The organism is Paraburkholderia sp. Cpub6 (assembly GCF_014201065.1).
Classification (GTDB): domain Bacteria; phylum Pseudomonadota; class Gammaproteobacteria; order Burkholderiales; family Burkholderiaceae; genus Paraburkholderia; species Paraburkholderia tuberum.
The window spans coordinates 59,018-79,880 of the sequence record NZ_JACHDM010000028.1 but is presented as its reverse complement, the minus strand read 5'-3'; the positions used below and the strand labels follow the sequence as shown (position 1 = coordinate 79,880).

Here is a 20,863-nt window from a genome sequence, read left to right as displayed (position 1 = left end):
CCATTCCTCGTCCGAAACATCTGTCGGGTATGGCTTGCGTTCTATCATCCCGCCAGGTTACCAGGTCTGACAGAAAGTGCCTAACACGCTCTAGAGACGTTTCGCATTTCTCTCAACCGGCGAGCGTGTCGTCGTTGAGCGACTGTGAATGGGCTACGTGCATTTCGACGTGGCGTACGGGCGCAACGTGTTCGCCACCCTGCCACTTGCCGCGATCTGAGATGCATGTTCGAACACGCGCAGACGCTCGGCATCCGCAATCAGTCGCTTCTTCGTCATCGAGCGTCCCGCCGATCCGAAGCCCATCACCTTTTCGTACTCACGCGGCCTGCCGTGCCTGAAGCGATTAAAGAAGTCATCGCCCGGCAGGCCGTTGTCGAGGCTCATCAGGCAGCCATAGTCGAGCGACGCGCAATCGCTCAGTGAACGCGCCGCGTCCTCCAATGCGCGATAGCGGCTTTGCAACGGTTCGTCGCGACCGAAAAGCGCGTGCAGTTCCTGATAAGTCACGAGTCTTTTGCGTTTCGCGGCACGCAGTAGCATCGCGGCAATATCGCGGGTCCTATCCATGTTCATGACGTTCTCCTTACCGCCTGCTTGCAAGCGCCCAATGGCAACCGATGAAAGCGCTGTCAGCTTTTATCGCGGTTATGCGTATCGAGTCGGAAACTGCCCGGCATAAAATATTTCCGGTATTGAACGACACAGCTAAAATTAAGCGGGTGGTTACTGGATTCGGGCTTCACAACGCCACTCTGCGCGAATGTCCCGTTTACATATAATCCGCTGGAAAAACGCCGCGAAGGATTTTCAATCTTCAGCACCTTTTTCACAGCTTTCCGGCGAATCGCCACCCTGCATCGAAAAATGCATTCCAATTACATTCGCAAAACAGGAATCCGCGCACTCAAACGGTTCAGTCTTCCGACCTGCCGCCCGCACTTAAAAGCGCCCGACGTCAAGCCGTATGCGGCCTGGCGCTATCCGGGCTGCCAGAGCGAGCCGACTGTTTAAAATCACATCAATCAGGTTAGCAAACGTTAAATTCAATCACAAGAGAGATATTTGAGATTTTAGAAAGAAAACATCGCGTAACCGCCTGACGGGCGGATTGCGTGATTTTCTATCAGAGGAAAGACGCGATTGTTTTTTTATTCTTTTGGACACAGCGGGCGATTTTTCGATTATCTGTAGGTGGCGCGCCCTCCTCACTGTCTACCCCAGTAACCGATTGCAGTCCGGTCAGCGACCCAACGGCGGAGTTCTCCGATGCATCGACCAAACGACGATTTGCCGACCGTCGCACGGCGTCTCACGGCGGGCCAGAAACTGCTCGACGGCGTCGGTGCGGCCGAGGTCGCGAGACAGATGGGCATGGCCAAGACCACCGTCGAGCGATATCGCAAGCTATTGGAGCAAGGTGGGCTCGAGGCGCTGAGAAACATGAGCGTCGGCGGCCGCCATTCCGCACTCGCGGTGGCGGATCTGGACTGGTTGGCCCAGGCGCTGAGGGCCTCGCCGCGGGACTATGGCTTCGACGCCGACGGCTGGAGCAATGCGCGCATGCGCGAGCTGATAAGCCGTCAGTTCGGCATTTCGTACTCGCGAGTCTATGTATGGCAACTGGCCACCAGACTCGGCGTGTCTTATCGGCTCGGCCGGAATGTGCAGTAAAACGGCGGCGGTACCCAGCTAAAGCACGCGCGTGCGCATCGGCTCAGGCGCTTTCTCGCACCTTTGGCAGAAACTGCGGCGCCAGTTCGACCTCCGACCATTGGAACGGCAACGCGCCGCGACTGCGCCGCACTTCGCTCACATGAAACCGCACGAGTCGCTGCGCGCCCACAAATGCCGCGAGTTCGTCGCCGTCCCAGATGATCTCTGCTCGCACCGCCAGATAAAGCAGATCGCCGGTTGTGAAGTCGATAAACAGCAGACCCGCGCGCGGATCGTGCACGAGGTTGCCGATCGTGTTGAAAAAGCGGTTGCCGCTGTAGTCGGGCGTGGTCAGCGTAGTTGCGTCGTCCACGCGCACGAAGCCCGGCGCACCGCCGCGATGGGAAACGTCGATCCCCTTTCCCGGCCCCGCTTCCTCGCTCAGATTCGCGCTGGCGATAAAGAACGTGTCCGCGCTCGCGAGCAACTCGCGGTCGGCACTGCTCAGAAGCGTGGCGATCTCGGGCTGCGCGCGCGTCGCGGCCGCGTCCCGCTCGATGAAAGACGGCGCGCGGCTCTGGATATACTTCGGGCAATTGCCGAAGCTCTGCGTGACTTCGACCTGCAACGTGTCGCCTGCCACGGACCGGACGACGCCATTTGCCCGATTGCGCCGCCGCGTACGCGGCTCGATGCCCAGCGCACCAAGCTGCGCGCCTTCGCGCCAACCCGCGGCGAGCGGATCGCCAGCCAATGTGCCACCTTCGATGCGCAATGTCCGCGCATCCGGTGACGAGACGAAACCCGGCGCACCCGCACGCAGCGTCGCCCACGGCTGAGCGCTCGCATCGACGCCGCCAATCACGACGAACGGCTGCGCGGCAAAGAACTCGCGATGCTGCTCAGGCATGAATCGGCGAATGCCCCGACGTCCCATCGACTCGGCCACCTCCCGCACACCCGCGCGCTGCTGCGCATCCTGCTCGCCGGCATGAAACGGCGACGCGTCGCCTCCCCAGCTATTCAACGGGACGAACTCGGACATGATCGGACTCCTTTGCAAGATCTGACGCGGCTGTCAACGCGTATCACGCCGCCAGCAAGCCCGCCTTCGTCGAAGGCATCGCGATGAAACGCGGCAGTGCCTCCACGCGCTGCAGCCACGCGCGAATGTTCGGATACGGCTGCAACGACACGCCGCCCTCGGGCGCGTGAGCGATATACGTGTGCGCGGCAATGTCGGCGATCGTGGCGTGCGCACCAGCCACGAACGGCTTATCGGCAAGCTCCTCGTCGATCACGTCGAACAGCTTGACGGCGATCTGCTTCGCACGTTGGTGGTCGAGCGGCGCGCCGAACACGGTCACGAGCCGCGCCGCGCACGGCCCGTAGGCGATCTGGCCAGCCGCGAGCGACAGCCAGCGCTGCACCGCCGCGGCGCCGCGCGGATCGTCCGGCAGCCACGATGCGTCGCCATAGCGCTTCGCCAGATAGACCAGAATCGCGTTCGAATCGAACAGCGTGAGCTCGCCGTCCTGAATCGTCGGCACCTGACCGAATGGGTTCAGCACGAGGTACTCGGGCTTGCGGTTGTCGCCCGCCTTCATGTTCAGCTCGATGACCTCGAACGGCAGATCGAGCAGCGTCAGAAACAGCTTCACGCGATGACCGTGGCCTGAAAGCAGCGTCGTATACAGCTTGATAGGCTCGGCGGGTCTGGCAGCGGGCATGGATGGCTCCGGATACGTTGAATGACACGCCCAGCATAAGGCGTAGGCACTGTCGCGCGGAAGCCCGATAATCCGGGAAACACAGTCAAGCGAGAATGGACAATCGATCATGGCCGATGTGCGCAACGTGAACCTGAACCGCCTCGCGATCTTCGTCGCGGTCATCGACGCGGGCTCGCTGAGCGCCGCCGCGACGCGGCTCGGGCTCGCGAAGACGATGGTCAGCACGCACATGCAGAGGCTCGAGGCGGAAGTCGGCGCGAGCCTGCTGGTGCGCACCACCCGGCGGCTCGGCGTCACCGAGGCGGGCCGCACGTTCTATGAGGCGAGCGTGAAGATTCTGCGCGCCGCCGAGGACGCGCTGAACGCGCTCGGCGGGGAAACCTCGCCGGTGCGCGGCACGCTGCGCGTCAGTGCGCCGAACGACTACGGCACGCTCGTCGTCGCGCCCGCGCTGGTCGAATTGCGCCGCACGCATGCGCAGCTCGACGTCGAGCTGCTGAGCAGCGACCGCTACGTCGATCTGATTGCCGATGGCATAGATGTAGCGATCCGGCTTGGTCGCCTCGCGGATTCCAACTATCGCGCGGTGAAGCTCGGCAGCTTCGTCAAATGGCTCGTCGCGAGTCCGGAGTTCCTGCGGACGTGGGGCGCGCCGGGCACGCCGGCCGCGCTGGAGACGCTGCCCTATTGCGCGTTGTCGGTGCTGCCGCATCCGTTGACGCTCGATTTGCGGCACGTCGATGGCAAGATCGCGAGCGTGCGCTGCGCGTCCGCGTTGCGCGTCAACACGGCCGATGCCTGCCGCGCGGCGACGCTCGCGGGCGGCGGCATCGGTCTGTTGACGGATTTTTCGATCGCGGACGACGTCGCGGCGGGACGGCTGATCCGGCTGCTGCCCGAATGGGCGAGCGCACCGGCGAGCATTCAGGCCGTGTTCCCGCCGACGAGTCACCCGCCGGCGAAGGTGCGCGCGTTGATCGATACGCTGAAGCGAAGGCTCGCGGCGGAGCCTGGGGATTAGCACGGCAGATCCTCCTGGCGCTCCCATTCCAGCGCAACGGCGGTTAGCTTCTATCCGCGTTATCGCCCGATTTGCTCTACTGCGACGATGCGCGCCGCACCCCGCGGCCTCGCCTGATCGTCAATGTGGAGAGCTTATGTCCGCCATTTCCCGTCCTGCTCAAGGGGTTCTCACCGTCGCGTGTCCGAGCGCGGCGGGCCAGGTTGCCGCCGTCGCTGGCTTTCTCGAACGGCATCGTTGCTATGTCGACGAACTCACCGTATTCGACGACGAACTGAGCGAGCGCTTTTTCGTGCGCTGCGTGTTTCACCACGTCGATCGCGACGATGCCCTGCAGATCGCCACGCTGAAACAGGAATTCGCGCCGATCGCCGAACGCTTCCGGATGACGTGGGCGATCCACGATCTGTCGAGCCAGCCGAAAGTCCTGATCATGGTTTCCAGGCTCGAACACTGTCTCGCCGACCTGCTGTTTCGCTGGCGTATGGGCGAACTGAAGATGGACATCGTCGGCATCGGCTCCAATCATCGCGATCTCGAACCGCTCGCGCGAGCGCACGGCCTGCCGTTCCATCATCTGCCGATTACAGCCGACACGAAGCCACAACAGGAAGCCGGCCTGCTCGAGCTGTTCGATACGTCCGGCGCGGAACTGCTGATTCTCGCGCGCTACATGCAGATCCTGTCCGCCGAAACGAGCCGGGCGCTCGCCGGGCGCGCGATCAATATCCACCATTCGTTCCTACCCGGTTTCAAGGGAGCGAGACCGTATCATCAGGCCCATACGCGCGGCGTCAAGGTAATCGGCGCCACCGCGCATTTCGTCACCGACGATCTCGACGAAGGTCCGATCATCGAGCAGGGAGTCGAACCGGTCGATCACTCGTACAGCCCCGAACGGCTGCTGACGACCGGACGCGACGTCGAATGCATTACGCTCGCGCGCGCGGTCAAGGCGTTCGTCGAGCGGCGTGTGTTCATCAACGGCGAGCGCACCGTCGTGCTGCGGTAAACAGAAAAACGCCGCTGAAAAGCGGCGTTTTTCTGTGCTGCGCCGACGCCTGGCCGAGTTACTTCACCCAGCTATCCACCCGGTCCGCATGCGCGCTGACCCACGCGTCGGCCGCTGCAGCCGGCTTTTCGCCATTCTGCGTGGCCAGCATCACCGTGTCGATCTCGCCCGGCTTCCATTGGAACTTCTTCAGGAACGCGACCACTGTCGGCGCTTTTTTCTCGAGCTCGGGATTCACCACGCTATCCACGTGCTCGGCTTCACCGAATACCTTCTTCGGATCGTCGAGGAATTTCAGCTTGTACTTGGCGAACATCCAGTGCGGCTTCCATCCGGTCACGATGATCGGCTTGCTGGCCGCCTCCGAGCGCGCCAGTTCGGCGGTCATCGCGCTTCCGGAACTCGGCATCAGCTGATAGTCGAGCCCATAGGCCTTGATCGCCTCGCTGGTTTTCTGCATCACACCCGCGCCGGCGTCGATGCCTACGATGCGCGCGCCGAACTCCGCCTTCTTCGCCTGCAGATCGCCGACGCTCTTCACGTCCGCGTTGTCGGGCACGATCAGACCGATCTTCGCGTCGTTGAAGTTCGGCCCGAGGTCGACCACCTTGTCCTTGAAGTTGTTCCAGTAGGCGCCGTGCGTGACCGGCAGCCACGCGGACAGCGTCGCGTCGAGATCGCCGCGCGCCACGCCCTGCCACATCACGCCGGCCGCCACCGGCACCAGTTGCACCTGATAACCGAGGCGTTTTTCGATCACCTCGGCGGCCACGTTCGAGGTCGCCACGCTATCGTCCCAGCCCTCCACGTAACCGATCTTGATGGTCGGCTTCGAATCGGCCGACACGCCCGCACTGACCGCCGCCAGCATCACCCCCAACGCGCTTGCCACCACTATCTTTCCGATCAGTCTCATCGACGTTCTCCCGTTGATCCATTTGCCCATTGACGCGTTTGCCATCGAACCGCACATCGCGTATTCAGAATCGCCAACCAGAATTGCCGGGTAGCGTTGTTTTGCGACATGCAGTTGTCCGCATGCGACTTCCACGCAATTCCGCCCAGTGTTTTCCGTGTTGTTGTGGTGTTATCAGTCGTATTACTTGTCGACGACGAGATCGGTCAGCGGCTTGCTACAGCACAGCAGCACCATGCCCTGATCGATCTCGCGCTGACGGATACCGCCCGCGTGCTTCATCGCCACTTCGCCGGACACGAGCTTCACCTTGCAGGTGCCGCACATGCCTTGCGTGCACGACGCCGGCAGCCGCACGCCCGCCTGCTTCGCCGCATCGAGCACATGCTGGCCGCCGCCGCACTCGATCTCGCGATGACTGCGCGTAAAGCTCACCTTGAAACGCGTGGCGGTTTCGGCCGGCGCGCACGCATCGCTCAGCGTGTGTGCGACATGCGCTTCGGCCAATTGCGCGGCCACTTCGCTGACGGTCTCGAACGAGAAGCTTTCCTCGTGATAGTGCTGGCGATCGAAGCTGCCTTCATCGAGCAGATTGCGCACCGCCTGCATATACGGCGCGGGGCCGCACGTGAAAATCTCGCGCTCCAGAAAATCCGGCGCAATCAGTTTCAGCAGCGGCAGCGTCAGAAAGCCGGTGATGCCGGGCCAATTGGTGCGCGTGCCCACGCGTTCGCAGACGAACGCGGTGCGGAAATGCGCCTGATTGGCGGCGATCAGATCGAGCTCGCGCGCGAAGATGATGTCGTCCGGCGTACGCGCGCTGTGTACGAAGACGATATCGCTGTCCTCGCCGAGTTCATGATGCGCGCGGCTCATCGACATCAGCGGCGTGATGCCCGAGCCCGCCGACAAAAACAGCAACTTGCGCGCCGGATGCCGCGCGCAGGTGAATTCGCCGGCTGGGCCCAGCACGCGTACCTGCATTCCCGCATGCAGATGGTCGTGCAGCCAGTTGGACACCGGGCCGCCCGGCACGCGCTTGACGGTGATCGAAATCGTATGCGGCCGTGTGGGCGCAGACGAGATCGTATAGCAGCGATTGACGCGCTCGCCGTCAATCTCCAACTCCAGCGTGATGAATTGCCCCGGCTCGAACACGAACGCCCGACCGGATGGCGCGCGGAAGAAGAAACTCTTCACGTCGTGCGTTTCGCTGCGGACCTGGCAGCACTCCAGCGTGTCGTCGGCGTCGCTGTTCCAGCGCGCCGGCAGCGCATCCCAGAAGCGCGGCTGCGTGACGCGGCTCGGCGCGTCAACTGGATTCTGTGAAGTCTGCTCGATGTCCGGTTGAAACATGGCCTGATCGCGCATCATGGTTGTCCCACCGCTCCTCATTGCGGTCTTGCGCTCAGCGCACGAACGACACGACTTTCTCGTCGTGCACCGCCCGTGGGTTCGCGTCGTAATCCGCGAGACGGCCGATATACCACTCGCAGAACTTTTCGACGAGTCCTTCGGTGAACGGCGAATAAGGACCCGGTTCATACGCGCTGCTCGTCGCGCCGCGCTGCGAATATTCGACGAGCGCGCGATCCTGGTCGTTGGTCGCGCGCCACACGGCGGTCAGATTGTCGAGGTCGTAATCGATGCCTTCGCGCGCGTCCTTGTGCACGAGCCATTTGGTGCGCACCAGCGTCTTGCCGGCCGACAGCGGAAGCACCGAGAAACTGACGATGTGGTCGCTCATGAAGTGATGCCACGAATTCGGCTGGGTCCAGAACGACAGGCCGCCGAGATCCGCATGCCTGAAACCGCCGAGCAGTTTCTTCGAGGCGACCTTCGCGTCGAGCGTCTGCGATTCGCCGTCGCGATCGAGCGGCAGACGTTGCGTACGAAACCCGGTGACCAGGTCGGCAAGCCGCTCGATTTCCGCCGACGGCAACTGCATCGCCTCCCACTGCGCGGTGCGGCGCGCGACCGTCGTCTCGAACGCGGCCATGCCCTCCTCGTTCGCCGGCGTGCGCTGATAACCGAAACCGTATTCGTACAGCGAGATGGTCAGCTCCGGATGGTTCGCGACGCAGTGATAGCACTCGCGATTGTTTTCCATCGTCAGCTTCCAGTTGCCCTCCTCGATGATGTCGATCGACGCGGCGATCTTGCAGCCGGCCAGATCGTGCGGCAACAGATACGGTTCCATCGCGGCGCGCATCACGGCGAAATCGGCGGGCGGCTGCTCGGCGAGGCAGATGAAAATCAGTCCGGCGAGATTTTCGACATGCACAGCTTTCAGACTATGTTTGCAGCGCTCGAACTGCTCGCCCATGTGCTCGGCGAACATCAGGTCGCCATTGAGGCTATACGTCCAGCTGTGATACGGACAGACGATATTGCCGAGCGAGCCCTTGCCGGTATTGCACAGACGCGCGCCGCGGTGGCGGCATACGTTATGAAACGCGCGCACCCGCATGTCGTCGTCGCGCACGATCAGGATCGAATCGTCGCCGATCTCGACCGTCACATAGTCGCCCGGCTCGGGCACGTCGGGTTCGACCGCGACCTGAATCCAGTGCTGGCGGAAAATCGCGTCGATGTCGAGCGCGAAGATGGGCTCGCTGGTATAGAACGGCGCTTCCAGCGTGTAGTTCTGCTTGCGGCGTTCGATCATTGCGCGAACGTCTGCGGAAACTTTCATTGTGTGCTCCGTTGCGTGTCACGTCTGGCGCCGCGCCAGGCCCTCCTGGTCGCATGCTGGCCCGAGCCGGAATTCAGTAATCCACCAGTTGATGCTCGCGCAAATACGCGAGTATCACTTGTGCTTTTTCGACGGAACTCCCTTCAATTACGACGCTGCCGCCGCGGCTCTCGGTCGTCGTCGCCGACAGCATGCGCGCGTGGCCTGAGCGCTTTTCGGCGGCGGCGAGGCGCACCGGTTTCGCTGTGGCGGGGCCGATCGTCCATACGGACTGTTCGGGAGTGGTGCCGTGCCGCGCGACGGCGCGCTCGATCGTGCCTTCGCGCATTCGTGCATACGCGTACGACGTCGCGACGTTCGCGAGCGGATGCACGGCAACCAATGCCGGCAGCCGCACTTCGACGCGCCGTCGCAGGCCCTTCGGCATGAACTGCCGGACCTGCGCTCGACCGTCGCGCAGCGCCACATCGACGGCGGCGCCGACGAGCGGCACCGCCAGCGCATGCGCGACGCGATACGGCAGCATGCCGCTATCGAAACCGCCTTCGGCGCGCGTGCCGGTCAGCACCAGCTCGTAGCCACGCAAACGCCCGGCGAGTTGCGGCGCAGGATCGGCGTCGGACGGCATCTCGAGCACTTCGACCGAACGCGCGCCGAGCGCGAGATACTCGTTCAACGCGGCGTTCGACGGATCGCCCGCGTGCAGCACGTCGAGCGTCGCGCCATGCGTTCTGACGAGCGACAGCGCCAGCGTCAACGCCGCCGCATCGTTGCGGCTGTAGCGCGCGACGCCGCTGACCGGGTGACGTCCGACCGAAACCAGCACGGCGATCTTCATGCGAGCACTCCTTCGGCAAGCTTGCCCGGCCGCAGCAGCGCGGCCGAGGTGGCGCGGGCACCGCGCGCCGCGGCCGCCGCCTCGTTGAGCGCCGCGATGGTTTCCTGCGCGTCGGCGATCACGGTCAGATTCGCGCGCTTCGCGATCGGCGCGCTCGCGTCGAGATTCACCGCGATCACATGGCGGCAATCCTTGATGCCCTGCAGATGCTGCACCGCCCCCGAGATGCCGAACGCGATATACACGCTCGCCTCGACGGTCTTGCCGGTCGCTCCGATCTGCTTGTCGCGCGTGAACTTGCCGTCGTCGACGGCAACCCGGCTGGCACCGATCGCCGCGCCGAGGGTCGTCGCGAGTCGCTCGAACGCGGGCACGTCGCTGACGCCGTTGCCCGCCGACACGATGAAATCCGCCTCCTCCAGCGCGACCTGCGCCGCGTCGATTTCGTCGATGCCGAGATCGTGTATCGCTCGTTGTGCGACCGTGCGGTCCGCTTCGCGGTCGAAGCGCCACGCGACCCGCTCGCCCGCGCCGACGAACGGCAGCTTCGGATCGACCGCATTCGGCTCGAGCAGCACGACCTCGGGCAGCGCGCGGCTGGCGAGCGCCGAATTCGCGCGAATATAGGTGCACACGTGCCCGGCAGCGATCTCGACGACGTGCGTCGCGACGCTTGCATCGGCCGCCGCCGCATAGCGGCGGCCGAGGTCGCCGTCGCCGGTCGCGTTGTCGGGCAGCAAGACATGGGCTGGCGCATAGGCCGCGACGCAGGCCGCCAGCGCATTCAGTTCATCCTCCGGCGCGTACGTGCGGCGATCGAACATCGGCAATTCGATCAGCTTGTCGGCGCCGAGCGCGGCGGCATCGCCGGTGAATTCGCCGAACACCAGCAGCACGACTTCGCTGTGCGTGTCCGCGATCAGCGCGGCGGCCGCGAGCGTCTGGCGCGCATGTTCATCGAGCGCGCCGCGGTCCGCGTGCGCCGCGACCAGCAGCACATGGCGCGGCGCGGCCGTCGTGCGGCGCGGCTTCGGCTGTTCGCGATGCCCGGCATGACGCGCATCGGACCGTGTGGCACTGTCGGCGTCCGCGATGCCAACGACGCCGAGCGTGATGCGCCTGAGTCCCTGTGCCGTCACCGTGAACGGCCGGCGCGGATCGATTCGTTTGAGCGTATTCATCATCGCGTTACTCCAGCGCCGCGGCGACCAGTTCGGCGACGTCCAGCACTTCCGGTCGCGGCCCCACCACCCCTTCGAGCATCGCGGTGCAATTCGGGCAGCCGACCGCGACGATCTCTGCGCCGCTCGCGCGCGCGTCGTCGATACGGATGTCGGGAATCCGCCGTTTGCCGGGAATATCGGTCAGGGGTGCGCCGCCGCCACCGCCGCAGCAGCGTCCGCGCAGGCCGTGACGCTCCATCTCGACCACCTTGATGCCGATGCTCTTCAGCACCCGGCGCGGCGCTTCCGTCTCGCCGTTGTAGCGGCCCAGATAGCACGGGTCGTGATACGTGATGTTGCGCTCCGCGACGACGGCGGCCGCGCGCGGCGACAGCTTGCCGCTCGCGATCAGTTCGTCGATCAGCGCCGTGTGATGCTGGACCTGATAGAACCCGCCGAGCGCGCGATACTCGTTGCGCAGGCTATGCAGCACGTGCGGATCGGCGGTAACGATGCGCGCGAACGAGTACTGCGCGAGCGTCCCGATCAGCGTACGGGCCAGTTGCTGGAACGTCGCTTCGTCGCCGAGCCGCCGCGCGGTGTCGCCGGTATCGGTCTCGACACCGCCCAGCACCGCGTAATCGACGCCCGCGCGGTTCAGCACCTTGACGAGCGCGCGCAGCGTGCGCTGATAGCGCATGTCGAACGCGCCTTCGCCGGCGATCAGCAGCACGTCCACGTGACGGCCCGGCTGCGCGACCTGCACCTGCAGATCGACGGCCCAATCGTAGCGCGCGCCGATGTCGTAGCCGTTGAGGCTGCCGGTTTCGCGCAGATTCGCGAGCGTCGCCGGCCCCTTGCCCGGCACGCTGCCTTCGACGAGCGTCTGATTGCGGCGCATGTCCACGATCGCGTCCACGTGCTCGATCAGCATCGGGCACTCCTGCACGCAGGCGCGGCAGGTCGTGCAGGACCACAGCGTGTCCGCTTCGATCAGCGTCGAGATCAGCGGCTTGGCGGGCGCGCCCGCGTGCTTGCCGACCGGAATGCCGGGCGTTGGGCTGCCCGCGTACTGCGCGTCGGTGCCGCCGACCATGCCGGTTACCAGATCCTGAATCAGCTTCTTCGGATTGAGCGGCTGACCGGCCGCGAACGCGGGGCACGCCGCTTCGCATTTGCCGCATTGCACGCAGGCGTCGAAGCTGAGCAACTGATTCCAGCGGAATTCGACCGGCTTGCCGACGCCGTATTCCTTCGCGTCGAGCAGCGGGGTTTTAAGCGCGGTGGGCGGCACGGCATCGCCAGCGTGACGCGCTGCGGTGGAATCGGCAAAGCGCTCCTGACGCGGATGAAACGCGAGATGCAGCAGTCCGGCCAACGCATGTTTCATCGGGCCGCCACGCGCCGCGCCGAACGTCATCGTGAACGCGCCCGCCGCGATCAACAGCGCGACGATCACCGCGAGCGCGCCGGACATCATCGTCGCCGGAAGCGCGATGAACAGCGCGAGACCGAGCGCGAACGCGCCCAGTAGCAACGGCAACTGATCCCACGGCCCGCGCGAGAGTCGCGCCGGCACCGTCTTCGCGCCATGCCGGCGGCGCCACACGAACACCGTGCCGATCAGCATCGCCAGCGCGGCGAGAAAGATCAGTTTGTCCAGCCACGGCGAGTAGATCGCGAGACCGTAGTTGACGAACACGAGCGCCATCGCGAGGATCGCTCCGCCCGCCGTGGCAACGTGCGTGCGGGCGATATACGGATCGCGCGCGACCACGTGATGCAGGTCGACGAAGTAACGCTTCGGGATCGCGAGCAGATTGGCCCAGCCATAGGCGCCCGCGACGGTCGCACGGCCCTCGCGCCAGTAGGCGGCGCGGCGCGCCAGCGCGACCGCGAGACCGGCCACCGACACCCACAGCAGGACAGTGATGACAAACACGGGGCTCATCGTCAGAAATCCTTGCAAAGGCGCAGCGCGTCGTAGATCGCGCCGTGAATGTTGTGCATAGAGATGCAGTCGCCGACCCGGAACAGCAGGAAGCGGCCGTCGCCGAGCTGCTCGTCGAGACACGGTTGCGGTTCGGACGCGAACAGCTTGTGCACGTCGACCTGGCCGCGATTGACCGATTCAGGCTTCAGCTTCCAGTAAAGCCGGTCGTTCGGCGTACTGCCGTTTTCGATCACCACCTGATCGACCGCGCGCTCCTCCTGCTCCTCGGTGTACTCGTTGCGGATCACGGCGATCTTCTTGCCGTCCTCCTCGTACACCCTGTCGAGCCAGTAATTGGCCGTATGGATCACGCCTTGCGCGTACAGACGGCGATAGAAGATCGGGAACGTGGTGCCGCCGACGTCGTCGGCGACCTTCACGTCGGGCGTGACGATCTCCACGTTGGCGCCGCGGCTCGCGATGAAATCGGCCACACCCGCCCCCGCATGCGTGCTGACGCCGTCGTACACGAGCACGTTTCTGCCCGGCTCGACCTTGCCGGCCAGCACGTCCCACGAACTGACCGCGAGCCCCGCGTCGACGCCCCACGCCGCAACCTGAGACGTGAACGCCGAACCGCCGGTGGCGAGCACGACGATGTCGGGCTTCTCGGCCATGATGGTCCGCTCGTCGGCGGCGACGCCGAGGCGGCGGTCCACGCCGAGGCGCTTCGTCTCCATGTCGAACCAGCGCACGATGCCGGCCATCTGCTCGCGCTGCGGCGCTTTCGCCGCCAGCATGATCTGGCCGCCCACGTGATCATTCTTTTCGAACAGCACCACGTCGTGACCGCGCGACTTCGCGACGCGCGCCGCTTCGAGACCCGCCGGCCCCGCGCCGACCACGACGACCTTGCGCTTCGGCCCGCGCGACCTTGCGATCACGTGCGGCATCGTCGCTTCGCGCGAGGTCGCCGCGTTCTGCACGCACAGCACGTCGAGCCCGTTGTACTGACGGTCGATGCAGTAGTTCGCGCCGACGCACTGCCTGATTTCGTCCTCGCGGCCATCGCGGATCTTGATGACCATATGCGGATCGGCGATCTGTGCGCGCGTCATGCCGACCAGATCGACCATGCCGCTCGCGAGCAAGCGCTCGGCCTGGCCCGCGTCGCGAATGCTTTGCGCGTGCATCACCGGCACCTTGACGACCTGCTTGATGCCGGCCGCGAGATGCACGAACGGCTCGGGCGGCAGCGCCATCGGCGGCATGCAGTTGGCGAGCGTATTGTGCGTGTCCGCGCCGGAACCGATCACGCCGAGATAGTCGATCAGGCCGGTCTCGCTCATCGCCTGAGCAATCTCTTTCAGTTGCTCGTGATCGAGCCCGTCTTCATGGAATTCGTCGCCGCACATGCGCAGGCCGACGCAGAAGTCGGCGCCCACCGCCGCGCGCACCGCCTGCAACACTTCGACGCCGAAACGCAGGCGGTTTTCGAGCGAGCCGCCCCATTCGTCGGTACGGAAGTTGGTGCGCGGGCTCCAGAACTGATCGATCAGATGCTGGTGCGCCGCCGAGATCTCGATGCCGTCCATGCCCGCATCCTTCACGCGCTTCGCGGCCGCCGCGAAGTCGCCGATGATGCGGCGGATCTCTTCGACCTCGATGATCTTCGCGTTGCCGCGATGCACCGGCTCGCGCACGCCCGACGGCGACATCAGATGCGGCCAGTGCTCGCCGTGAAACGCCGAGCGGCGTCCCATGTGAGTGGCCTGAATCATGATTTTCGCGCCATGTGCGTGCATCGCTTCGGCGAGCCGCGCGAGCGGATCGACGATCCGGTCGGTGGCGAGATTCACCGACTTCCACCAGCCTTGCGGGCTGTCGATCGACACCGGGCTCGAACCGCCGCACACGGCGAGTCCGACTCCGCCCTTCGCCTTTTCCTCGTAGTAGCGGATATAACGGTCGCCGGGCAGGCCACCCGGCTCCGCATAGACCTCCGCGTGCGCGGTACTGACGATGCGATTGCGCAGCGTCAGCTTGTTCAACGTGAGCGGCTTGAAAAGGTTCGGGTAACGCATCGCGATCGACCTCGGAATGCCCGGATTAGATTGACGCGAGCGGCGAGACTTCGAACACGCAGTGCTCGTGTCCCTCCGCCGCGCAGCGTGCTTCTTTCGACTGCGACGGCGGGCCCTTGCGCGCGCCGTCGGGCGCGGTATCGTTGACCCAGTCCATCGCGCCCGCGAACCAGCCGGCGAACATGTAGCAAAGCTTGCCGGTCTTGCCCGGTTGCGCGAGCACGAACGACGAGTGCCGCAATTCGATCCTCGCTTGCGAGCTGGCCGGATCGGCTTCGATGATCCTGAAGATGCCCCAGCCGCGCTGCGACAGACGGTTCAGGTAGTGCTCGAATACCGCCATGCCGGCAAGACCATGTTGCTTCGCTTCCTTCTCGCACCAGAAATAGGCGGACTTGTGACCGGCCTTGTAGAGAATCCCGGCGTACGTGTCGCGGCCGAGCGCTTCCTCGACGGCGACGTGGTTGTTGGTGAAGAAGTGGCGCGGCACGTATAGCATCGGCAGCGCGTCCGTGGTCCAGACGCCGGTGTCAGGATCGACGTCGATAGGCAGTTGGGGTTGCATGTGGAGACTCCGTTTCGTATCCGCTATGAAAACAAGGGCTAAGGCTCACACCTTCCAGACTTCGCCGAACACCCGCACCCAGTTTTCGCCCATGATCTTGCGGATGCGCGTCTCGCTCCAGCCGGCGCGTTCCATCGCGGCGGTCAGGTTCGGAAACTCGCCGATCGTGCGAATGCCTTCGGGATTCACGACCTTGCCGAAGTTCGTCAACTGGCGATAACGGCCCTTGTCGTGCGTGATCCAGTCGAAAAACTCGGTGCTGTAGCCCTGCGTGAAATCCGTGCCGATCCCCACCTGGTCCTCGCCGATCAGGTTCACCACGTACTCGATCGCCTCGATATAGTCCTCGACGGTCGCATCCGGTCCGCGCTTCAGGAACGGCGCGAACATCGTCACGCCGACGAAGCCGCCCGCGTCCGCGATCTCCTTCAGCTGCTCGTCGGTCTTGTTGCGCGGATGCTCCTTGAGCCCGGACGGGCAGCAATGCGAATAGCAGACCGGCTTCTTCGACGCCGCGATCGCCTCCGACGACGTCTTGCCGCCCACATGCGACAGATCGACCATGATGCCGACGCGGTTCATCTCCTGAATCACTTCGCGCCCGTAGCCGGACAGACCGCCGTCGCGTTCGTAGCAGCCGGTGCCGACCAGGTTCTGCGTGTTGTAGCAAAGCTGCACCACGTTGACGCCGAGATCCTTGAACGCTTCGATATAGCCGAGGTTGTCCTCGAACGCATGCGCGTTCTGGAAGCCGAAGATGATGCCGGTCCTGTTCTCTTGCTTGGCGCGGAAGATGTCGTCGGTGGTGCGCACCAGCGTGAGGATCTCGCTGTATTGGCGGATTTGCTGCTTCATTTCGGCGATGTTGTCGACGGTCTTCTGAAAACTCTCCCAGACCGACACCGTGCAGTTCACCGCGGTCACGCCGCCCTTGCGCATGTCCTCGAACACCGAGCGCTCGAACTTCGAAATGTTCAGCCCGTCGATGATGATGCTGTTCTCGTGCAGTTGACTCATCGTTTTCTCCACGCGTACTCAGTAAATGGGAAAGCGCTCGCACAGCGCGAAAATCTCGCGGCGCACGCGTTGTTCGGTTGCGGCATCGCCTTCGGGCGACACGCGAAGCGCATCGAGCACCTCGACGATTAGACGCCCGACCTCGCGAAACTCGCTGACGCCGAAGCCGCGTGTCGTCGCCGCCGGTGTGCCGAGGCGGATGCCGGAGGTGATGGTCGGCTTCTCCGTATCGAACGGGATGCCGTTCTTGTTGCAGGTGATGCCCGCGCGCTCCAGCGCCTGTTCGACCTGATTGCCCTTGAGCCCCTTCGGCCGCAGATCGACCAGCAGCAGATGGTTGTCGGTGCCGCCCGTCACCAGATCGACGCCACCCGACGTGAGCACCTCGCCCAATGCCCGCGCGTTCGCGAGCACGCTGTCGATATAGGTTTTGAAGCCCGGCTGCAGCGCCTCGCCGAATGCGACCGCCTTGCCGGCGATCACGTGCATCAGCGGGCCGCCCTGCAAGCCGGGGAACACGGCAGAGTTGATCTTCTTTGCGATCTCCTCGTCGTTGGTCAGCACGAATCCGCCGCGCGGACCCCGCAAGGTCTTGTGGGTGGTCGACGTGACCACGTGCGCATGCGGGACCGGATTGTCATGGCGGCCGGCCGCGATCACGCCGGCGATATGCGCCATGTCCACCATCAGCTTCGCACCGGCGCCATCGGCGATCGCGCGCAGCCGCGAGAAGTCGAGCGCGCGCGGATAGGCGGAGAAGCCGGCGATCAGCAGCGTCGGCTTGTGCTGTTGCGCCAGTTCCTCGATCTGCTCGTAGTCGATCAGCATCGTGTCGCGCCGCACGCCGTACTGCACCGCGTTGAACCACTTGCCCGACATCGCGGGTTTCGCGCCGTGCGTCAGATGCCCGCCCGCGTCGAGCGACATGCCGAGCACCGTGTCGTCGGGCTTCGCGAGCGCGAGCATCACCGCGCCGTTGGCCTGCGCGCCGGAATGGGGCTGCACGTTGGCAAACTTCGCGTCGAACAGCTGCTTGATACGATCGAGCGCCAGCGTCTCGATCGCGTCGACGTATTCGCAACCGCCGTAGTAACGCTTGCCCGGATACCCTTCCGCGTACTTGTTGGTCAGCACCGAGCCCTGCGCGTCGAGCACCGCGCGCGACACGATGTTTTCCGACGCGATCAGCTCGACTTGCGACTGCTGACGCTCGAGCTCTTTCAGAATGGCGCCGCGCACCGCCGGATCGCGCGGCGCTAGCGAGTCTTCGAAGAAGGGATTCGGGTTCGACATGGAAGGTCCGTGAGAACGTTGACGGGGAGGCCGCTGCGGGTTGCCGGCGGGATCGCGCTACCGCTTTGCCCTGGGTCTATTCTTGACGGTCACCCGGCGCGTCTATTTACGAATTCAGACGCGTTCTTTGCCTTTTCCGCCATGCGCGACCTTTTTCGACAAGTCGGCGCGATCCTCGCGCTCAGCGCTGCACTACAACGCAGTATTCCTGCGCCGATCGGGTGCGCTGCAAGGGCGTCGCCGCGCTGTTCCGGTGCCGCGCGGATGCTTTCATCAGTCGATTGCTTAGCTATTCCAGGCTTTGTGCGCAGCATCCAGGGGTTTAGCCTGATGGCACGGTAGTTGCCCTGATACTCAGAATTGAGATAGTCGCCCTCCCCACGGCGACGCGACATTTACATCAGGAATCACCGTTCCCATGTCCACCGATCGCACGGCATCGTTGTCGCATTTCGCATTCATGCCGGTCCCCAACTTCACGATGATCGCCTTCTCGAACGCGATCGAAGTGCTACGCATGGCGAACTATCTGACGGGCCAGACGCTTTACCGCTGGTCGATCGTGAGTCCTGCCGGCGGGCCGGTCATGGCGAGCAACGGGTTATCCGTCGATACGGGGCCGGTCGAATGCGTCGGGCAACCCGACATCGTGTTCGTGGTTGGCGGCATCGACGTGCAGCGCTCCACCAGCGCCGAGCATCTGTCCGCGCTGCGCCGTTTCGCGCGCATGGGCTGCGTGCTGGGCAGTCTTTGCACGGGCACCTATGCGCTCGCGCGCGCCGGCCTGCTGGCCGGTTATGCGTGCGCGATCCATTGGGAAAACATGTCGGCGCTGAAGGAAGAGTTTCCCGATACGCGCTTTCTGAAAGAGCTGTTCGTGATCGATCGAGATCGCGTGACCTGCACCGGCGGGGTCGCGCCGCTCGACATGATGCTGAACCTGATCGCGCCGCGCGTCGGTACCGCGCGCGTCACGCAGATCGCCGAGCAGTTCATCGTCGAACACGTGCGCGACACCAGCGCGCAGCAGAAGATGCCGCTCGTCGCGCGGCTCGGCTCGGCCAACAAGTCGCTGTTCGAAGTGATCTCGCTGATGGAGAACAACATCGAGGAGCCGCTGTCGCGGGAAGAACTGGCGCGGCTCGCCGGCATGTCGCAACGGCAGTTGCAACGGCTGTTCCGCGAGCATCTGGGCATGACGCCGACGCACTACTACCTGACGCTGCGCCTGCGGCGCGCGCGCGAACTACTGTTGCAGACCGACATGTCGATCATGCACATCACGATGGCGTGCGGCTTCCAGTCGGCCTGCCACTTCTCGAAGAGCTATCGCGATGCGTTCGGCACCGCGCCGACGCGCGAGCGTCGCAAGCAGGTGCCTTCGCTATCCGCTGCGCCAGTGATGGCGGCTTGATCAATGAACAGAAGCGCCGCGTGCCCGGCAGGCCACGCAGCGCTTTAGCGGCCAACCAAACTCAAGCCGCCTTCAATAGCCCATGCGGGTCGATCACAAATTTCTTCGGCGCGCCGCCGTCGAATTGCCGGTAGCCCTCGGGCGCATCGTCGAGCGATACCACCGTCACGTTGACGATATCGGCGATCGGCAAACGATCCCACAATATCGCCTGCATCAGATCGCGGTTGTACTTCATGACCGGCGTCTGCCCGGTGTGGAACGAATGCGACTTGGCCCAGCCCAGGCCGAAACGCAAACTGAGGCTGCCACGGCGCGCGGCGGCATCGGCGGAGCCCGGATCGTCGGTCACGTAGAGTCCCGGAATGCCGATCGCGCCGGCCGCGCGGGTGATTTCCATCAGCGAGTTGAGCACCGTGGCCGGGGCTTCCTCGTGTGAGCCGCTGCTGCCATGACCGTGCGCTTCGAAGCCGACGCAGTCCACCGCGCAATCCACTTCGGGCTTGCCGAGAATCTGCTCGATCTGTTCGCCGAGCGTCGCGTCCTTCGACAGATTGATGGTCTGGAAGCCCATCTTGCGGGCATGCTCGAGGCGCGCCTCGTTCATGTCGCCGACGATCGTGCAGGCCGCGCCCAGCAGGCGCGCGGACGCGGCCGCCGCCATGCCGACCGGTCCCGCGCCCGCGATATAGACGGTCGCGCCAGGCTTCACGCCGGCCATCACCGCGCCGTGATAGCCGGTCGGCAGAATGTCGGACAGGCAGGTCAGATCGCGGATCTTCGACATCGCCTGCGCCCGGTCCGGGAATTTCAGCAGATTGAAGTCAGCGTACGGCACCAGTACGTACTCGGCCTGGCCGCCTATCCATCCGCCCATGTCGACATAGCCATACGCGCCGCCCGCGCGCGACGGATTCACGTTCAAGCACACGCCGGTATGCTGCGCCTTGCAGGTCGGGCAGCGTCCGCAGGCGACGTTGAACGGCACCGACACCAGATCGCCGACGCTCAGTGTCTCGACGTCGCGCCCTACCTCGATCACTTCGCCGGTAATTTCGTGCCCAAGGACGAGGCCGACCTCGGCGGTCGTGCGGCCACGCACCATGTGTTGATCGGAGCCGCAGATATTCGTGCTCACCACTTTCAGGATCACGCCGTGGCCGATCGAACGGCCGCGTGGATCGACCATCTTCGGATAGTCGATCGACTGCACTTCGACCTTGCCCTGCCCCAGATACACGACGCCGCGATTGCTGCTCATTGTCTCGTCTCCATGTTCGTGAGCGGCACGCCCGCACGCTGCGTGGCGCGCCGTTTCACCAGCGTAGTGGCCGCCCGGAGCGACACCTGTGCCGAACCCGACACGCGTTTGGCTACAACCGACAACGCCGGCATCGCTCGAGTTGCGGTCTACAACTTTTTCTTTACCCGCGCGCAACATATCCTCGTTTGCCAGCGGTTCGCAAAAGCCCGATAGTGCTGCCTCAGCCGAATCGCCGATCCACCGATTCACACTCCCCCGA

Annotated in this window: 17 protein-coding genes and 1 pseudogene; 4 read left to right on the top strand and 14 right to left on the bottom strand. The window is 64.3% G+C overall.

Annotated elements, in window-relative coordinates; genetic code table 11:
- Positions 1-153 precede the first annotated feature (153 nt).
- On the bottom strand, positions 154-576 hold the full coding sequence (locus HDG33_RS31125) for a hypothetical protein (RefSeq protein WP_184038385.1): 423 nt from the start codon (positions 574-576) through the stop codon (positions 154-156).
- 693 nt (positions 577-1,269) lie between these two features.
- Here HDG33_RS31125 and HDG33_RS31120 point away from each other — a divergent pair.
- Positions 1,270-1,674, top strand: a complete 405-nt coding sequence (locus tag HDG33_RS31120; RefSeq protein ID WP_184038382.1) for a helix-turn-helix domain-containing protein — start codon at positions 1,270-1,272, stop codon at positions 1,672-1,674.
- 70 nt (positions 1,675-1,744) lie between these two features.
- Here the strand turns inward: HDG33_RS31120 and HDG33_RS31115 are convergent.
- Positions 1,745-2,701: pseudogene (locus HDG33_RS31115) on the bottom strand (pyridoxamine 5'-phosphate oxidase family protein); the annotation flags it as partial.
- Positions 2,702-2,744: 43 nt separating this feature from the next.
- The gene (locus HDG33_RS31110; protein ID WP_184038376.1) at positions 2,745-3,386 is read right to left on the bottom strand and encodes a glutathione S-transferase family protein; all 642 of its coding nucleotides are present in this window, start codon (positions 3,384-3,386) and stop codon (positions 2,745-2,747) included.
- A 109-nt stretch (positions 3,387-3,495) separates the two neighbouring features.
- Here HDG33_RS31110 and HDG33_RS31105 point away from each other — a divergent pair, with 109 nt between their 5' ends.
- Both HDG33_RS31105 and purU read left to right on the top strand, forming a co-directional pair.
- On the top strand, positions 3,496-4,410 hold the full coding sequence (locus HDG33_RS31105) for a LysR family transcriptional regulator (RefSeq protein ID WP_184038373.1): 915 nt from the start codon (positions 3,496-3,498) through the stop codon (positions 4,408-4,410).
- 136 nt (positions 4,411-4,546) lie between these two features.
- Positions 4,547-5,422, top strand: a complete 876-nt coding sequence (gene purU, locus HDG33_RS31100; protein ID WP_184038370.1) for a formyltetrahydrofolate deformylase — start codon at positions 4,547-4,549, stop codon at positions 5,420-5,422.
- Between the two features lie 58 nt (positions 5,423-5,480).
- Here purU and HDG33_RS31095 read toward each other — a convergent pair whose 3' ends face one another.
- From HDG33_RS31095 to HDG33_RS31050, 10 genes are all read right to left on the bottom strand, one after another.
- Positions 5,481-6,338 carry a glycine betaine ABC transporter substrate-binding protein gene (locus HDG33_RS31095; protein WP_184038367.1) on the bottom strand — a complete coding sequence of 286 codons (858 nt, stop codon included), beginning with the start codon at positions 6,336-6,338 and terminating at the stop codon, positions 5,481-5,483.
- 183 nt (positions 6,339-6,521) lie between these two features.
- Complete coding sequence (locus tag HDG33_RS31090; RefSeq protein ID WP_184038364.1) at positions 6,522-7,712, bottom strand: hybrid-cluster NAD(P)-dependent oxidoreductase; 1,191 nt, start codon at positions 7,710-7,712, stop codon at positions 6,522-6,524.
- Positions 7,713-7,746: 34 nt separating this feature from the next.
- Positions 7,747-9,033 carry an SRPBCC family protein gene (locus HDG33_RS31085; protein WP_184038361.1) on the bottom strand — a complete coding sequence of 429 codons (1,287 nt, stop codon included), beginning with the start codon at positions 9,031-9,033 and terminating at the stop codon, positions 7,747-7,749.
- A 73-nt stretch (positions 9,034-9,106) separates the two neighbouring features.
- Positions 9,107-9,871, bottom strand: a complete 765-nt coding sequence (locus HDG33_RS31080; protein WP_184038359.1) for an electron transfer flavoprotein subunit beta/FixA family protein — start codon at positions 9,869-9,871, stop codon at positions 9,107-9,109.
- Complete coding sequence (locus tag HDG33_RS31075) at positions 9,868-11,052, bottom strand: electron transfer flavoprotein subunit alpha/FixB family protein (protein WP_184038391.1); 1,185 nt, start codon at positions 11,050-11,052, stop codon at positions 9,868-9,870. The genes HDG33_RS31080 and HDG33_RS31075 overlap by 4 nt, the downstream gene beginning before the upstream one ends.
- A 7-nt stretch (positions 11,053-11,059) precedes the next feature.
- Positions 11,060-12,985: a (Fe-S)-binding protein gene (locus HDG33_RS31070; protein ID WP_184038356.1), complete on the bottom strand. Its 1,926-nt coding sequence runs from the start codon at positions 12,983-12,985 to the stop codon at positions 11,060-11,062.
- A gap of 2 nt (positions 12,986-12,987) precedes the next feature.
- The gene (locus tag HDG33_RS31065) at positions 12,988-15,051 is read right to left on the bottom strand and encodes an NADH:flavin oxidoreductase (RefSeq protein WP_184038353.1); all 2,064 of its coding nucleotides are present in this window, start codon (positions 15,049-15,051) and stop codon (positions 12,988-12,990) included.
- A 25-nt stretch (positions 15,052-15,076) separates the two neighbouring features.
- Complete coding sequence (locus tag HDG33_RS31060; protein ID WP_184038351.1) at positions 15,077-15,616, bottom strand: DUF5943 domain-containing protein; 540 nt, start codon at positions 15,614-15,616, stop codon at positions 15,077-15,079.
- A 45-nt stretch (positions 15,617-15,661) separates the two neighbouring features.
- Positions 15,662-16,633: a dipeptidase gene (locus HDG33_RS31055; RefSeq protein WP_184038348.1), complete on the bottom strand. Its 972-nt coding sequence runs from the start codon at positions 16,631-16,633 to the stop codon at positions 15,662-15,664.
- Between the two features lie 18 nt (positions 16,634-16,651).
- Positions 16,652-17,926, bottom strand: a complete 1,275-nt coding sequence (locus tag HDG33_RS31050; protein WP_184038346.1) for a serine hydroxymethyltransferase — start codon at positions 17,924-17,926, stop codon at positions 16,652-16,654.
- Between the two features lie 418 nt (positions 17,927-18,344).
- Between HDG33_RS31050 and HDG33_RS31045 the strand changes: the two genes are divergently transcribed.
- Positions 18,345-19,340: a GlxA family transcriptional regulator gene (locus HDG33_RS31045; RefSeq protein ID WP_184038343.1), complete on the top strand. Its 996-nt coding sequence runs from the start codon at positions 18,345-18,347 to the stop codon at positions 19,338-19,340.
- A 61-nt stretch (positions 19,341-19,401) separates the two neighbouring features.
- Here HDG33_RS31045 and fdhA read toward each other — a convergent pair whose 3' ends face one another.
- Positions 19,402-20,601, bottom strand: a complete 1,200-nt coding sequence (fdhA, locus tag HDG33_RS31040) for a formaldehyde dehydrogenase, glutathione-independent (protein ID WP_184038340.1) — start codon at positions 20,599-20,601, stop codon at positions 19,402-19,404.
- Positions 20,602-20,863: the final 262 nt, after the last annotated feature.

Bases quoted from the DNA above. Each gene is read 5' to 3' on its own strand.
- HDG33_RS31125 (WP_184038385.1), bottom strand. From the start codon at position 576: ATGAACATGGATAGGACCCGCGATATTGCCGCGATGCTACTGCGTGCC.
- HDG33_RS31120 (WP_184038382.1), top strand. From the start codon at position 1,270: ATGCATCGACCAAACGACGATTTGCCGACCGTCGCACGGCGTCTCACG.
- HDG33_RS31110 (WP_184038376.1), bottom strand. From the start codon at position 3,386: ATGCCCGCTGCCAGACCCGCCGAGCCTATCAAGCTGTATACGACGCTG.
- HDG33_RS31105 (WP_184038373.1), top strand. From the start codon at position 3,496: ATGGCCGATGTGCGCAACGTGAACCTGAACCGCCTCGCGATCTTCGTC.
- purU (WP_184038370.1), top strand. From the start codon at position 4,547: ATGTCCGCCATTTCCCGTCCTGCTCAAGGGGTTCTCACCGTCGCGTGT.
- HDG33_RS31095 (WP_184038367.1), bottom strand. From the start codon at position 6,338: ATGAGACTGATCGGAAAGATAGTGGTGGCAAGCGCGTTGGGGGTGATG.
- HDG33_RS31090 (WP_184038364.1), bottom strand. From the start codon at position 7,712: ATGATGCGCGATCAGGCCATGTTTCAACCGGACATCGAGCAGACTTCA.
- HDG33_RS31085 (WP_184038361.1), bottom strand. From the start codon at position 9,033: ATGAAAGTTTCCGCAGACGTTCGCGCAATGATCGAACGCCGCAAGCAG.
- HDG33_RS31080 (WP_184038359.1), bottom strand. From the start codon at position 9,871: ATGAAGATCGCCGTGCTGGTTTCGGTCGGACGTCACCCGGTCAGCGGC.
- HDG33_RS31075 (WP_184038391.1), bottom strand. From the start codon at position 11,052: ATGAATACGCTCAAACGAATCGATCCGCGCCGGCCGTTCACGGTGACG.
- HDG33_RS31070 (WP_184038356.1), bottom strand. From the start codon at position 12,985: ATGAGCCCCGTGTTTGTCATCACTGTCCTGCTGTGGGTGTCGGTGGCC.
- HDG33_RS31065 (WP_184038353.1), bottom strand. From the start codon at position 15,051: ATGCGTTACCCGAACCTTTTCAAGCCGCTCACGTTGAACAAGCTGACG.
- HDG33_RS31060 (WP_184038351.1), bottom strand. From the start codon at position 15,616: ATGCAACCCCAACTGCCTATCGACGTCGATCCTGACACCGGCGTCTGG.
- HDG33_RS31055 (WP_184038348.1), bottom strand. From the start codon at position 16,633: ATGAGTCAACTGCACGAGAACAGCATCATCATCGACGGGCTGAACATT.
- HDG33_RS31050 (WP_184038346.1), bottom strand. From the start codon at position 17,926: ATGTCGAACCCGAATCCCTTCTTCGAAGACTCGCTAGCGCCGCGCGAT.
- HDG33_RS31045 (WP_184038343.1), top strand. From the start codon at position 18,345: ATGTCCACCGATCGCACGGCATCGTTGTCGCATTTCGCATTCATGCCG.
- fdhA (WP_184038340.1), bottom strand. From the start codon at position 20,601: ATGAGCAGCAATCGCGGCGTCGTGTATCTGGGGCAGGGCAAGGTCGAA.